This is a genomic window from Klebsiella sp. 28, from assembly GCF_018223905.1.
Taxonomy (GTDB): Bacteria; Pseudomonadota; Gammaproteobacteria; order Enterobacterales; family Enterobacteriaceae; genus Klebsiella; species Klebsiella pneumoniae.
Genome location: NZ_JAGRQY010000228.1, coordinates 1 through 13,042 on the forward strand (window position 1 = coordinate 1; position 13,042 = coordinate 13,042).

15 protein-coding genes and 3 pseudogenes are annotated in these 13,042 nt (G+C 56.7%); 11 read left to right on the top strand and 7 right to left on the bottom strand.

Features of this window, described 5'->3' with window-relative positions; genetic code table 11:
- The 7 genes and pseudogenes from KHQ28_RS26755 to KHQ28_RS26785 form a co-directional block, all read left to right on the top strand.
- Positions 1 to 1,093, top strand: a pseudogene (locus tag KHQ28_RS26755) (aldehyde dehydrogenase family protein); the annotation flags it as partial.
- 80 nt (positions 1,094 to 1,173) lie between these two features.
- Positions 1,174 to 2,100: a glutaminase B gene (glsB, locus tag KHQ28_RS26760; protein ID WP_004179782.1), complete on the top strand. Its 927-nt coding sequence runs from the start codon at positions 1,174 to 1,176 to the stop codon at positions 2,098 to 2,100.
- Entirely contained in the window at positions 2,100 to 2,468 is a 369-nt protein-coding gene (locus tag KHQ28_RS26765; protein ID WP_032418991.1) for a DUF4186 domain-containing protein, read from the top strand. The genes glsB and KHQ28_RS26765 overlap by 1 nt, the downstream gene beginning before the upstream one ends.
- A gap of 114 nt (positions 2,469 to 2,582) precedes the next feature.
- Positions 2,583 to 4,007, top strand: a complete 1,425-nt coding sequence (locus tag KHQ28_RS26770; RefSeq protein ID WP_004148352.1) for a GGDEF domain-containing protein — start codon at positions 2,583 to 2,585, stop codon at positions 4,005 to 4,007.
- 77 nt (positions 4,008 to 4,084) lie between these two features.
- Positions 4,085 to 4,615: a GNAT family N-acetyltransferase gene (locus KHQ28_RS26775; protein WP_002904601.1), complete on the top strand. Its 531-nt coding sequence runs from the start codon at positions 4,085 to 4,087 to the stop codon at positions 4,613 to 4,615.
- Between the two features lie 113 nt (positions 4,616 to 4,728).
- Complete coding sequence (locus tag KHQ28_RS26780; RefSeq protein ID WP_032418990.1) at positions 4,729 to 6,180, top strand: tagaturonate reductase; 1,452 nt, start codon at positions 4,729 to 4,731, stop codon at positions 6,178 to 6,180.
- A gap of 253 nt (positions 6,181 to 6,433) precedes the next feature.
- On the top strand, positions 6,434 to 6,880 hold the full coding sequence (locus KHQ28_RS26785) for an N-acetyltransferase (RefSeq protein WP_002904604.1): 447 nt from the start codon (positions 6,434 to 6,436) through the stop codon (positions 6,878 to 6,880).
- A 210-nt stretch (positions 6,881 to 7,090) separates the two neighbouring features.
- Here the strand turns inward: KHQ28_RS26785 and KHQ28_RS26790 are convergent.
- A pseudogene (locus tag KHQ28_RS26790) lies at positions 7,091 to 7,276 on the bottom strand (tautomerase family protein); the annotation flags it as partial.
- 146 nt (positions 7,277 to 7,422) lie between these two features.
- Between KHQ28_RS26790 and KHQ28_RS29380 the strand changes: the two are divergent.
- From KHQ28_RS29380 to KHQ28_RS26800, 3 genes and pseudogenes are all read left to right on the top strand, one after another.
- A pseudogene (locus KHQ28_RS29380) lies at positions 7,423 to 7,518 on the top strand (hypothetical protein); the annotation flags it as partial.
- A 4-nt stretch (positions 7,519 to 7,522) separates the two neighbouring features.
- Positions 7,523 to 7,717, top strand: coding sequence for a hypothetical protein (locus KHQ28_RS26795; RefSeq protein ID WP_002904612.1), 195 nt, complete (start codon positions 7,523 to 7,525; stop codon positions 7,715 to 7,717).
- Positions 7,718 to 7,735: 18 nt separating this feature from the next.
- A complete protein-coding gene (locus KHQ28_RS26800) occupies positions 7,736 to 8,218 on the top strand; it encodes a type VI secretion system tube protein TssD (protein ID WP_032418988.1) in 483 nt (160 codons plus the stop codon).
- A 48-nt stretch (positions 8,219 to 8,266) separates the two neighbouring features.
- On the opposite strand, the gene KHQ28_RS26805 is transcribed toward KHQ28_RS26800, so the two are convergent.
- The 6 genes from KHQ28_RS26805 to KHQ28_RS26830 form a co-directional block, all read right to left on the bottom strand.
- Positions 8,267 to 8,647 carry a tautomerase family protein gene (locus KHQ28_RS26805; protein ID WP_021462574.1) on the bottom strand — a complete coding sequence of 127 codons (381 nt, stop codon included), beginning with the start codon at positions 8,645 to 8,647 and terminating at the stop codon, positions 8,267 to 8,269.
- Positions 8,638 to 8,958: a carboxymuconolactone decarboxylase family protein gene (locus tag KHQ28_RS26810; RefSeq protein ID WP_004143517.1), complete on the bottom strand. Its 321-nt coding sequence runs from the start codon at positions 8,956 to 8,958 to the stop codon at positions 8,638 to 8,640. Before KHQ28_RS26810 ends, KHQ28_RS26805 begins: the two co-directional genes overlap by 10 nt.
- Positions 8,959 to 9,118: 160 nt before the next feature.
- Positions 9,119 to 9,880, bottom strand: a complete 762-nt coding sequence (tam, locus tag KHQ28_RS26815; RefSeq protein ID WP_004176221.1) for a trans-aconitate 2-methyltransferase — start codon at positions 9,878 to 9,880, stop codon at positions 9,119 to 9,121.
- Between the two features lie 208 nt (positions 9,881 to 10,088).
- Positions 10,089 to 10,379 (bottom strand): hypothetical protein, encoded by a 291-nt coding sequence (locus tag KHQ28_RS26820; RefSeq protein ID WP_002904624.1) that lies wholly within the window; start codon positions 10,377 to 10,379, stop codon positions 10,089 to 10,091.
- A 228-nt stretch (positions 10,380 to 10,607) separates the two neighbouring features.
- The gene (locus tag KHQ28_RS26825; RefSeq protein WP_032418987.1) at positions 10,608 to 11,795 is read right to left on the bottom strand and encodes an MFS transporter; all 1,188 of its coding nucleotides are present in this window, start codon (positions 11,793 to 11,795) and stop codon (positions 10,608 to 10,610) included.
- Between the two features lie 155 nt (positions 11,796 to 11,950).
- The gene (locus KHQ28_RS26830; protein WP_004213413.1) at positions 11,951 to 12,373 is read right to left on the bottom strand and encodes a VOC family protein; all 423 of its coding nucleotides are present in this window, start codon (positions 12,371 to 12,373) and stop codon (positions 11,951 to 11,953) included.
- Between the two features lie 207 nt (positions 12,374 to 12,580).
- Between KHQ28_RS26830 and KHQ28_RS26835 the strand changes: the two genes are divergently transcribed.
- Positions 12,581 to 13,042, top strand: a 462-nt coding sequence (locus tag KHQ28_RS26835) for a YbfB/YjiJ family MFS transporter (protein WP_114107552.1), incomplete at its 3' end; no start/stop codon positions are given.

Sequence of the window (13,042 nt, forward strand, 5' to 3'; positions counted from 1 at the left end):
CTCTGCGACTGGTACGCTGAACACGGCCCGGCGATGCTGGCGACGGAAGCTACCCTGGTGGAAAATAACCAGGCGGTGATTGAGTATCGTCCACTGGGCGCCATACTGGCGGTGCTTCCCGGTCTGGCAGGTGATGCGCGGCGCGGTGCCGATCCTGCTGGCCGGCAACAGCTATCTGCTGAAGCATGCCCCGAACGTGATGGGCAGCGCCCGTCTGCTGGGCGAAATTTTTGCCGCCGCCGGCCTGCCGGATGGTGTATTTGGTTGGGTGAACGCCACTAATGACGGCGTTTCGCAGATTATCAATGACGACCGCATCGCGGCGGTGACCGTCACCGGCAGCGTCCGCGCCGGGAAGGCGATTGGCGCCCAGGCGGGCGCGGCGCTGAAGAAATGCGTGCTTGAGCTGGGGGGATCCGATCCCTTTATCGTGCTCAACGATGCCGATCTCGATGAAGCGGTAAAAGCCGCCGTCACCGGCCGCTATCAGAACAGCGGCCAGGTGTGTGCGGCGTCGAAACGCTTTATTCTCGAGGCCGGCATTGCCGAGGCCTTCACCCGCAAATTTGTCGACGCCGTGGCAGCGCTGAAGATGGGCGACCCGCGCGATGAGCAAAACTACGTCGGACCGATGGCGCGGTTCGATTTACGCGATGAACTGCACCAGCAGGTAACGGCGACCCTTGATGAAGGAGCGACTCTGCTGCTGGGCGCGGAAAAAATCGAAGGGGCGGGCTACTACTATGCGCCAACGGTGCTGGGCAACGTCACCGCCGGGATGACCGGCTTTCGTCATGAGCTGTTTGGTCCGGTAGCAACCCTGACCACCGCTCGCGACGCTGACCATGCACTGGCCCTCGCCAACGACAGCGAGTTTGGCCTGTCCGCCACGGTCTATACCACCGACGAGGCGCAGGCCCAGCGCTTTGCCCGCGAGCTGGAGTGCGGCGGCGTCTTCCTCAATGGCTACTGCGCCAGCGACGCCCGCGTGGCCTTCGGCGGCGTGAAGAAGAGCGGTTTTGGCCGCGAGCTGTCGCATTTTGGCCTGCACGAGTTCTGTAATGCGCAGACCGTCTGGAAAGACCGTCGCTAATCAACGTTAGCCCCTGACGACCGTCGTCCACGTCTGCTATACTCGCCCACCGAATTTTGATGGTGGGCAAGGAGCCGCGTGTGGCGACGGTTATCAATAATGCAATGCTGGAAGCCATTCTGGCAGAAATCAGGCCGCTGATTGGCCGCGGAAAAGTGGCGGATTATATTCCGGCGCTGGCCAGCGTCAGCGGCGACAAGCTTGGTATCGCGATCAGTACGGTGGACGGTCAGCACTTTGCCGCTGGCGATGCCCATGAACGTTTTTCCATCCAGTCAATCTCCAAGGTATTGAGCCTGGTGGTGGCCATGAACCACTATCAGGAGGAGGAGATCTGGCAGCGGGTGGGGAAAGATCCTTCCGGCCAGCCCTTTAACTCGCTTCTGCAGCTGGAGATCGAGCAGGGCAAACCGCGCAACCCGTTTATCAACGCCGGGGCACTGGTGGTCTGCGACATGCTGCAGAGCCGGCTCAGCGCCCCGCGTCAGCGGATGCTGGAGATTGTCCGCCGTCTGAGCGGCGTGGCCGATATCGCCTACGATCCGGTGGTGGCTCGCTCAGAGTTTGAGCATTCGGCGCGCAACGCCGCCATCGCCTGGCTGATGAAATCCTTTGGTAACTTCCATAACGACGTCGCCACCGTGCTGCAGAACTATTTCCACTACTGTTCGCTGGAGATGAGCTGCGTTGAGCTGGCGCGAACCTTTCTGTTTCTCGCCGACCGCGGCATTGCCCCGCATCTCGACGCGCCGGTTATTGCGCCCATCCAGTCCCGCCAGGTGAATGCCCTGATGATGACCAGCGGCATGTACCAGAACGCCGGTGAATTCGCCTGGCGCGTTGGCCTGCCGGCGAAATCAGGCGTCGGCGGCGGGATCGTGGCGATTGTCCCGCAGGAGATGGCGATCGCCGTGTGGAGCCCGGAGCTTGACGACGCCGGGAACTCGCTGGCCGGCGTGGCGATGCTGGAAAAACTGACTCAGCGGATGGGGAGGTCGGTGTTCTGATGGTCGATCAGGATCGCTTGTTTGCGCGCCTGGCGCGCTCGACGTTTCGCTCACGCTTCCGTCTGGGGGGGAAAGAGCAGCAATATTGTCTCGATAAGGGACCGGAGGTTATCGATCGGCATGCCGCAGACTTTATTCGCCAGCGGCTGGCGCCCGCTGCGCCGATCAATGATGGCAAGCAGACGCCGATGCGCGGTCACCCGGTGTTTATCGCCCAGCACGCGACCGCTACCTGCTGTCGCGGCTGCCTGGAAAAATGGCATGCCATTCCCCACGGCCGCGCGCTGAGCGAGCCGGAGCAGGACTATATCGTGCAGGTCATCCACCGCTGGCTGGTGCTACAAATGAATGCGCCGTCTGTGCGCTAATTTGCATTTGATCGGCGCCGGAGTATGCCTGATAAATATTCTCATGTTATGATAATCCGCTAACTAACTATTAACATAATAATTTCCTGAAACAATTAGACGGATAATTACTGAATGTCTTCACTGTCGATTCGGTCATTTACGCTGTTTCGTGAAGAACAACCCGTGCGCGATGCATTGGTCTTATTTACGTTAACGCTACTGCTGCATTTTCTTGGCGCTATGCTGCGTCTGGTGCAGGAGCTCTCTTTCTTCTGGCCGCTCAATGCAGTGATGGCCGGGATTTTTGCACGCTATGTATGGCTTAACCGCAGCTATTTTTATGCCGTCTGTTTTGCGGCAATGCTGGTCTATGACGGATTAACCTCGCGCTGGGGAATGGGCTTTGCCTCATTGCTGATTAACTTTTCCAATATTGTCTTTATTGTGACGCTGGCGCAGCTGGTGCTGTGGGATAAACGTCGCGCCGACTCCATGCCGGGCCCGATAAACGCGCTTAATTTATTCTGTTTCTGCCTGTTAGCCGCCTTACTGTGCGCAGCGGTCGGCGCGCTGGGGTCGGTGGATGTTGAACGCGCCACCTTCGTTCCCCAGCTGGCGGACTGGTTTAGCGAACAGTTCTCAACGGCGGTATTAATCCTGCCCTTTATTCTGACCCTGACGCTGCCTTCGGCATTAAGCGGTTTTCGCTTTCGCCAGCTGCTGCCGGTGCTGGCGCTGGTCCTGTCAATTGCGCTTGGCGTGGCGGTAGGCGGCGCGGGCAGCATTACCTTCCCGTTACCGGCTTTGATCTGGTGCGCTGTACGCTATCCGCTGCCGCTGACCTGTCTGCTGACTTTTCTCACTGGCATCGGCGAAATACTGCTGGTCGCTAATTCGTTAATTCACTTTTCGCCAGATGCGCGAATGCAGCCGTGGCAGCTGTTCTCCACCCGCCTCGGAATTGCCGCCATGCTGATTAGCCCGGTGATTGTCGCATCCAGTGTCGAAGCGATTAACACGCTGGTGAAGCAGCTGGCCCTGCGCGCCGATTTTGACTTTCAGACCCGCGTCTATTCCCGTTCCGGACTGAGCGAAGCGTTGAAACGTCAGACGCTGCCGGCGGATAAGCTGCTGACGGTGATGGTGCTGGATATCGATGGCTTCAAACGGGTGAATGATGCTCTGGGCCATGAAGGCGGCGATTGCGTGCTGACCCAGTTTGCCCAGCAGGTTCGACAGCTGGTGGGTGAGCAGGGGATGGTGGCCCGTATCGGCGGCGAAGAGTTTGCGGTGGCCGCCGTCGTCGACAGCGCCCAGCAGGGCTATTTGCTGGCGGAAAAGATCCGTCACGGGGTGGAGTCGCAGCCTTTCGGCCTGGGCCAGAACCCGATCCACCTGACCATCAGTCTGGGACTGGAGACGCGCGAGGTAGGCCACGCCCGCATCACCGAGCTGTTTAACCAGCTGCTGTTGGCGGCGGACGATGAGATGGTGAAAGCCAAACAGAGCGGTCGTAACCAAATTTGTATGCCGACGCTGACCGAAAGCGCGCCATAAGAAAATCCTATCGGGATCCTACTTGTGCTAATTTTTGGTTAAAAACATAGTGATGTGGTCGATAACAGGGAGCTTTTATGACCACATCCTTTTCACTGCGCACGCTCTCGCGTGACGATATTCTCCATCACCTCCCGGCATTAAGCGAGATCCTGGCAAGCTGCGTCAACGGCGGCGCCTCGGTGAGCTTTATGCTGCCTTTCGCGCCGCAAACGGCGATAACGTTCTGGCAACGCACTGCCGACAGCGTGGCGGCCGGGGAGCGCATTGTGCTGGCCGCCTTCGACGCGGAAGAACGTCCCGTTGGCACCGTGCAACTTATCACCAGTCAACCGGAAAACCAGCCCCATCGAGCGGATGTCGCCAAATTATTGGTTCACCAAAATGTCCGCCGCCAGGGGATCGCCCAGGCGTTAATGAGCGAACTGGAGCGCATTGCCCGGCGGGAAAGGAAGACGGTGCTGGTGCTGGACACGGCGACCGGCAGCGGGGCGGAACAGTTCTATGCCCGCTGCGGCTGGGAAAAAGTGGGGGAAATTCCGCGCTATGCGCTGATGCCCGACGGCGAAATGACTGCCACCTCACTATTCTATAAGTTTCTGCCCTGACGGCCGCTATTGCAGATTGCTTTGATCAAAACAGGGTTTCACTGGTAGCAAAACCTGATAACTTATTGGACCAATTACTCAGGTTGTATGACTACTATTAGAGGGAACCCATTGTGAAAACTTTAAACCGTCGTGATTTCCCCGGCGCGCAGTACCCTGACCGTATCATCCAGTTTGGGGAAGGTAACTTCCTGCGCGCATTCGTTGACTGGCAGATCGACCTGCTCAACGAGCATACCGACCTGAATGCGGGCATCGTGGTCGTGCGGCCTATCGCCACAGATTTTCCGCCTTCGCTGAACACCCAGGATGGCCTGTACACGACTATTATTCGCGGCCTGAACGAGCAGGGCGAAGCGGTCAGCGATGCGCGTCTTATCCGCTCGGTCAACCGGGAGATCAGCGCTTACGCAGACTTCGACGCTTTTTTACGCCTGGCGCATAACCCGGAGATGCGGTTTGTCTTCTCCAACACCACCGAGGCGGGCATCAGCTACCATGCCGGGGATCGGTTTGACGACGCGCCGCCGGTCAGTTATCCGGCGAAACTGACCCGTCTGTTGTTTGAGCGTTACCAGCATTTCGCCGGTGCGGCCGACAAGGGATGGGTGATTATTCCCTGCGAGCTGATCGATTATAACGGCGAGGCGCTGCAGGCGCTGGTGCTGCGCTATGCTAGCGAATGGGAACTGCCGCAGGCATTTATCACCTGGCTGACCTCAGCGAATACCTTCTGTTCGACGCTGGTGGATCGCATTGTGACCGGCTATCCGCGTGATGAAGTGGCGGCTCTCGAGGCGCAGACCGGCTATAAAGATGCTTTCCTTGATACCGCCGAGCATTTCTACCTGTTTGTGATCCAGGGGCCTGCCTCGCTGGCGGCCGAGCTGCGTCTCGATAAACTGCCGCTGAATGTGCGTATTGTGGACGATATTAAGCCGTATAAAGAGCGCAAAGTGGCGATCCTCAACGGGGCGCACACCGCGCTGGTGCCGGTGGCCTTCCAGGCCGGGATCGACACCGTGGGTGAGGCGATGAACGATGCGGAGATTTGCGCGTTTGTCGAAAAAGCGATTTATGACGAGATTATTCCGGTGCTGGATCTGCCGCGCGATGAGCTGGTGTCATTCGCCAGCGCCGTGACAGGGCGCTTCCGTAATCCCTATATTAAACATCAGCTGCTCTCGATTGCGCTCAACGGCATGACCAAGTACCGCACCCGTATTCTGCCGCAGCTGCTGGCGGGGCAGAAAGCGCATGGCGCGCTGCCGCCGCGTCTGACCTTTGCCCTGGCGGCGCTGATCGCCTTTTACCGGGGAGAGCGGGATGGTGAGAGCTATCCAGTACAGGATGACGCCGACTGGATATCGCGCTATCAAACGCTGTGGGCCCGCCATCGCGATGGCCAGACGAGCACTCGCGAGCTGGTCACCGCCGTTCTCAGCGTGGCGGATCACTGGCAGCAGGATCTGAGCCAGATCCCGGGGCTGGTGGAGCTAGTGACTGCCGACCTTGACGCTATCCTGACCTGCGGTATGCGCGACGCCGTCAAACCTCTTTGCTGATAGTCCATCTATACACCCGGCTGCGGCCGGGTTGTGCAGGATTTTTATTAGTTACAACATACTATTATACTAACCTGTAACAGCCGGTCAGTGGCTCCTCTGCATACGGCTTTTTAGTGCCAAATCGTTCCGAACAGCAGGAGAATTATGGCCGAAGCGCTTGAACAAATATCTGCGCAGGAAAATAATGACCTCAACTCATATCTCCTGCCAATATTCGCAGGCTAATGCATTCATCTGTAAGGAAACTCTCATGGTCATCGATATCCGGGAAGTACGGCCCCACGACAAAGCCGAATGGCTTCAGCTTTGGCAAGGCTACACTCGTTTTTACGGTAGCCCGCAGCCGGAAGAGGTGACCGAATGCACCTGGCAGCGGATGCTGGATGTAAACTCGTCTGTATTGGGTAGAGTCGCGGTGGTGGATGATGCGGTGGTCGGCTTCGCTATCTGTGTTCTTCATGAGGGAACCTGGGTTACCACGCCGATCTGCTATCTGGAGGATCTGTTTGTCGATCCCGCCTTCCGTGGACAGGGTATTGCCAGAACCATGATTAAGTCGCTGCAAAGCGAAGGGGCGGACAAAGGCTGGTCGCGGCTGTACTGGCATACGCGCCGTGATAATCCTGCCCGTCATCTGTATGATGAGTTTACCCCGGCTGACGATTACGTACGCTACAGGATCACGCTTGAGTCCTGAAGCGGTAAGAGGTTGTTAAGCTTTTCCCGCTATAACAGGGGAAACAGGCTCAGGAGAAGCAACGATGGAAAAACGTCTTGAAACAGTGGTCAATGTGATTATGTTTCTTTCGCTATTGGCAACGGCCTGGGATCTCTCGCTGGTGCATCATCTCGCGTGGTAGTAAATTATATCATCTGAAACGCGGCGCCTCTTGCGGCGCCGCCTGTCTCATTCATCCGCCATCTTCCCTGCGCTAAAACTCCAGTCCTCCAGTTGGTTAAAATGGATAACCACCATCACGTCCTGCGGGCTGACCGCCATCTCGTCGTCTAACCGCGCGCAGAGCCGACGATAGAGTCCCTGTTTCTGCGCCCGGCTGCGCGGTTTTCCAGCGAAAATATGAAACAATACGAAGTAATAGCTAACCGAGATATTTTAAACCGGGCAGGGGGCGAGGGAATATAAACAAAAGAGTAGAGCCAATATTACTATCAAGGCCATCGTTTTATAAGTATATTGAAAGGCCAGATGATCATAAGAAATATGTGCCGGAACAATGAATGATCTAATCTGTCATCACAGGCGTTCCTTATTTAAATCCGATGATTATTTCTGATGATGAACTTGCTGAATTACTTATTAAATTAATGAGGTGAATGGATGGATTTCTTGAAAAGATGGTTAAAAGAAGAATTCATTCTTTTTTTATGGGGATGGGGTATTGTATTATTAATCATTATATTTAGCATGATTGCAGTCTCTCTTTTTCCTGACATTGCCATTAACTTAATAGGACTTTTTGTTTTATTAATCATTGGGTTTCACGTTGTCGTTTGGTTTAAAGTTAAAAACTGATATGAAAGAGGAGGGGTAATATCAAATCCAGCATATTTATGGTTAACTGATGAGAATGATTCGCCTATTATAGGTTCTTGCCTGATGCCCACACGCACGGGTTCCATCGAATTGCGCACAGTGAATCATCATGTTTGGTTACCTACCGATAATAATACAGGAAAGCTGACGGGAACCCGTCTTCATACACCGGTTAAAATTCAAAAAGAGTTTGACAAAACAACACCTTTGCTATTTAGGGCTCTTTGTGAATGTCGAACATTAAGATCGGCAACGCTAAAAATGTACAGAATAAATGAGGCGGGACTGGAAGTTGAATATTTTAACATAGCGATGGCGAATATTAAGATTACGGCAATCACACCAAATTTACATCCGGCCGGAATGACAAGTACTCACCTTGAAGACATTGATTTCCGTTATGAGACGATCACCTGGATATACACAGAAGGGAACATCATGTATCGTGATTCATGGAACGATCGCTGTTGTGCATGGTAGCAAATGATATAGTGCTGAAACGCGGCGCCTCTTGCGGCGCCGCCTGTCTCATTCACCCGCCATCTTCCCTGCGCTAAAACTCCAGTCCTCCAGTTGGTTAAACTGGATAACCACCATCACGTCCTGCGGGCTGACCGCCATCTCATCGTCTAACCGCGCGCAGAGCCGACGATAGAGTCCCTGTTTCTGCGCCCGGCTGCGCGGTTTTCCGGCGAAAATATGAAACAGCACGAAGCGGGCGCTGCGTCCTTCGCTGAGGTAGTGCGGGTCGTAAATGCGCTGCTCATCGGCGGCCCGTTCGATAAACTGAAATCTGTCTGCTGACGGAACCTCGAACTCCGCCACCAGACACTCATGAAAGAGCGCCGACAATTGAGCAAACTCCGCGGGACGCCAGGCGGTGCCAAGCGAAATTCGGGTCAGGGGCATGACGCCTCCTGCGCATTCAGGCAGGTCAGGGCGCTGGCCGCCGCCGGCCAACCGGCATAGAACGCCAGATGGGTAAACAATTCGACAATTTCTTCCCGGCTCAGGCCATTCTGATAGCCGAGCGCGATGTGCCACGGCAGCTGTTCAGTTTTGCCCTGCGCCGTCAGGGCGGAAAGGGTGATCAGGCTGCGTTCGCGGGGCGACAGCTCGCTCCGCGCCCAGATATCGCCAAACAGCACCGTTTCGGTCAGCTCGGCTAGCTTTGGCGCGATAGCAGCCAGCGTTCGGCGATCGACAGGAGGAGTACTCATAGTGATTCTCTTTGCAGGTTAAAGGAGTCATCACTGTCGCACGCTGACTAAGATATTGAATATCGCAACGTTCAGGATTATCAATCCTGAAAATCAGGATGGTATAGCCGATCCTTTACACCTTTCATCACTCCGCTTTTCTGCCCACCTATCCCAACGGTCAGGCGGCGATCTTTCGCGCCACGATAAACAGCCGTGGGAAACGCAGGAGCACCTTCCCGTTACACTGTAACGGATAGTGTGCGGCTAGCAATGCGAGATAGCGTGTGAGAAACGCGCTTCCGGCCTGCTCGTCCAGGCCTGCCAGATAGGGGCGTAACCCGGTGCCCTGCAGCCAGTCGACAATCGCCTGATGAGAAGCAAGGGGATGAAAATAGGTGGTGCGCCAGATATCAACTTCGCAACCCTGGCGGCTGAGCAGATCGTACCAGGCGGCGGGCGGGAGTAACGGCTGGCGTCCACGGTCCGGCAACCCCATCTCGCTGGCAACCTGACGCATCAGGGTATGGGAAGGTTCCTGCCAGTTATCCGGCATCTGCACTGCCAGCGTTCCGTTGTCCGCCAGCTGGTTTACCAGATGGGGGAAAAGCGTCTCATGATCCGTCAGCCACTGCAGAGAGGCGTTGGCATAGATCACATCTGGCGGTTGCGCAGGCCGCCAGCGGGCAATATCGGCATCAATGAATTCGCAGTCGGGTAAGGCCTGCGCCGCCTGGACCAGCATGGCCGGGGAGTTATCGATACCGACGATCGTCGCCAACGGCCAGGCGGCGCGTAGCAGGCGGGTGCTGTTTCCCGGCCCGCAGCCGAGGTCGACGGCGTGCTCGACCTGCAGATGGGCAATACGCGAGAGCAGGTCGGCCGCGGGGCGGGTACGTTCAGCGTCAAATTGCAGATACAACGAAGGATTCCAGTCGGCCATCGGGTGCAGTTCCTGTGTGAGGAGGGAGACGGGGTAAAGCATAGAACGCGTCAGGCGGTATGTCAGCGGTTAATGAACCTCAGCGGTCACCTTTGTGCGTGACAGTGTCACAAAATAGAGCGTGGCTGGATTGCGCCTGCGCTGTTGGCCGAACCTGGGATTGAGACATGGCAGGGAACGTCTCTGCGCCCGTGGCGGGCGCAGGAGCCTATTCGGCGTTTTTGAGCGCCTCGGCGCGGCTGGCGGTGGCGTAGACAAAATCCAGCATCGGCTCGAGATCGGTGTCATAACCAGCCTGAATAATTTTTCCTCGCAGCCATTCGATTTCACTGGTGATATCGGGAGGAAAAATGTTGTTATCCTGCGCCCGGCGCAGCCATTTCAGCAGAAAGTTATTCTTTCCCCTGATACCACCCGCTTTTTTCGATTTTCCGTGCATCTTCAGCGCGACCAGGACGCAGTAATAGAAATGAACGCGCTGATTAAAACTTTGGTGCATGTCTGTGTTTCCCGCCAGAATCAGGAATTCACCGTGTGGGTCAGTGATTCGGATTGGACTACGGTACCGGGCTGGATCGTTGCGCGAACTCTGTTGTCTACCAGTACCGTCCATGCATCTGTTGCCAGACGCTGACGGGATGTTGGCACGGAAGCCGAATCGTCGTCAATTGCCGATTCATTTTTTGCCGGCGTCATCGGACCGCGGCGGCCCGCGAGCCGGGCCACACTACTTTCTGGCGTCAAGCCGCTGTTGCCGATGTACGCGGAAAATCAGCAGGAATGCGAGCGCCACCACGATCGCCGCCAGCAGATACAGCGTGGCGAGATCGTAGAACCCGGCGACCCAGCCGGCCAGCGGCCCGGTCAGGCCCAGCGCCAGATCAAGAAACGCCGAGTAGGTGCCGAGGGCGGTTCCCTGATTTTGCTCTTCCACCTGTTTTACCGCCTCAACTCCTAAAGCCGGAAAGACCAGCGAGAAACCCGAACCGGTGAGAAAGGCGCCGACGCCGGCCATCCATGCTGATGGCGCCAGCCAGATAAGCAGTAGGCCGAGACTTTCGATGATGAAGCAGGCCAGGGAGACCGGGACTCCGCCAAAGCGGGTAATGGTATTTCCCAGCACCAGGCGAACGCAGATAAAGCCGACGCTGAACAGCGAAAGGGTAAACGCGGCGCCCTGCCAGCTGTGCGCGGCGAAGTAGAGGGTGATAAAGGTGGCGATAACGCCGAAACCGACGGTGCCAAAGGCCAGCCCCAGGCCGTAAGGCCAGATTTTTCGCACCACCGCGTGAAAGGGCGCTCTGGCGCCGGCGGTCACCTTGACGTCCTGGCGGGTACGAGCGAACAGCAGACCGATGGCCGCGACCAGCACTACCACCGTAGCAAAGCCGCTGATGCCAAAATAGTGATTGAGGGTAACTCCCAGCGGCGCCCCGACCGCCATCGCCACATAGGTCGCCACGCCGTTCCAGGAGATAACCCGTGACGTGTGGATCGCGCCGACGGTTTTGATCCCCCACAGGGTGGCGCCGGTGGCGGTAAAGCTCTCGCCGACGCCGAGAAACACCCGGCCCGCCAGCAGAGCGGCAATGGCCAGCATCGGCGTTGCCTGCAGGACTACCGCCAGTAGCGTGAAGGCGCCACTGAGCAGGCAGCAGACGATCCCAAGGCTGACCACTTTTTTCGGCCCCCAAATATCGGTATAGCGCCCGGCGTGCGGCCGGCTTACCAGCGTCGATATGTACTGCAGACTGATCACAATTCCGGCCACAAAGGTGCTGTAGCCCAGCTGATAGTGAATATAGCCCGGCAGTACGGCCAGCGGCAGACCAATGGAGAGATAGCAGATACAGGTAAAAACAACGATCGAAATAATGCGCAAATTGAGTTGTGTAGTGCTGACGGAAGTGCTCATAGGGATAAGAGGTTAATACAACGGGATGTGTAGCATAGCGCGCCGTGAGGACGCTGGCGAGGCGCGACAGCGTTTTATCGGTAACCGACGGGAACGATATTTGTACGAATGTAAATAACTGCTTTTACAGCGCTTAACGCCCGCCTCGCTCAGCGTCAGCTCGCCGCCATACCCGACGAATCACACACCATGCCCCAGGCGCGGTTTTGCAATACCGTGCGGTAACCGTCCCGGTCGACGAAAGTGACGCCATTGACCTCCCAGTAAGGGTTAAACGCCGTAACGCGCAGAAATCCGGCGGCGTCCATGGCTGCGCACTGTGCCTCCCATGCCGCCTGCTGCGGATAGTACAGCACCAGCAGATCTTCATCGCCTGGCGAGGGGGTGACGGGATGGTGGCGGCAGTGGGTGAATTCCAGATGCCAGCCCGCTTCGGGCGCGCCGAGCATTATCCCGCTGAATCCTTCATGATCGGTAAAGCTGCCGAGCTGCTCGAGTCCCAGCCCGGCGCAATACATGCTGGCGGTGGTGTCCAGTTCGCTGACCGGCCTGGCAATGCGCATATGACAGAACGACATAATGACTCCCGTGAGCATAAGTTGAGTTGATACTGTACCGGTAAATCGGCCCGGCGTGTGTTAAGCCGTGCCCAGGCGCCACCTTCTCTCTGTAAATACCATAGCGGACTAACATCCGCCTTGCGCCAACATTACCTCTTAATCATAATAAAAAAAGAATCATTCAATCTTATTATTCTTAAATTGAGAATCATTGTGGGGTGGTGGATGAATAACCAATCGCGCCAGGCCTTATGGCTGGCACTGGCTGGATCGATAGTACTGATGATCGGCATGGGCTACGGGCGCTTTGCCTTCACCGGCGTGCTGCCGCTTATGCTTAATGAAGGTCTGTTAACCCTGCACGAGGGCAATCTCGCCGCGTCGGCCAATTACGCTGGCTATCTGGTCGGTGCGTTGCTGCTGGCGCGGGTGCAGCCTGGGGCCGCCACCCGACTGAGCATTATCTCCGCCGGGTTGACCATCGCCAGCCTGGCGCTGCTGGCCTGGGTGAGCTCGCCGTGGACCATTATTACGCTGCGCGCCGTCGCCGGCGCGCTGAGCGCGATAACGCTGATTGCAGGTTCGCTGTGGCTGCTGGAACATATGGGGCATCATCACGGGGCGCCGTTGCTGTATGCCGGGGTGGGGCTGGGGATATTTATCTCCGCGGAGGGGATCGCCCTTGGA

Bases quoted from the DNA above. Each gene is read 5' to 3' on its own strand.
- KHQ28_RS26765 (WP_032418991.1), top strand. From the start codon at position 2,100: ATGGTCGATCAGGATCGCTTGTTTGCGCGCCTGGCGCGCTCGACGTTT.
- KHQ28_RS26770 (WP_004148352.1), top strand. From the start codon at position 2,583: ATGTCTTCACTGTCGATTCGGTCATTTACGCTGTTTCGTGAAGAACAA.
- KHQ28_RS26775 (WP_002904601.1), top strand. From the start codon at position 4,085: ATGACCACATCCTTTTCACTGCGCACGCTCTCGCGTGACGATATTCTC.
- KHQ28_RS26785 (WP_002904604.1), top strand. From the start codon at position 6,434: ATGGTCATCGATATCCGGGAAGTACGGCCCCACGACAAAGCCGAATGG.
- KHQ28_RS26795 (WP_002904612.1), top strand. From the start codon at position 7,523: ATGGATTTCTTGAAAAGATGGTTAAAAGAAGAATTCATTCTTTTTTTA.
- KHQ28_RS26805 (WP_021462574.1), bottom strand. From the start codon at position 8,647: ATGCCCCTGACCCGAATTTCGCTTGGCACCGCCTGGCGTCCCGCGGAG.
- KHQ28_RS26810 (WP_004143517.1), bottom strand. From the start codon at position 8,958: ATGAGTACTCCTCCTGTCGATCGCCGAACGCTGGCTGCTATCGCGCCA.
- tam (WP_004176221.1), bottom strand. From the start codon at position 9,880: ATGGCCGACTGGAATCCTTCGTTGTATCTGCAATTTGACGCTGAACGT.
- KHQ28_RS26820 (WP_002904624.1), bottom strand. From the start codon at position 10,379: ATGCACCAAAGTTTTAATCAGCGCGTTCATTTCTATTACTGCGTCCTG.
- KHQ28_RS26825 (WP_032418987.1), bottom strand. From the start codon at position 11,795: ATGAGCACTTCCGTCAGCACTACACAACTCAATTTGCGCATTATTTCG.
- KHQ28_RS26830 (WP_004213413.1), bottom strand. From the start codon at position 12,373: ATGTCGTTCTGTCATATGCGCATTGCCAGGCCGGTCAGCGAACTGGAC.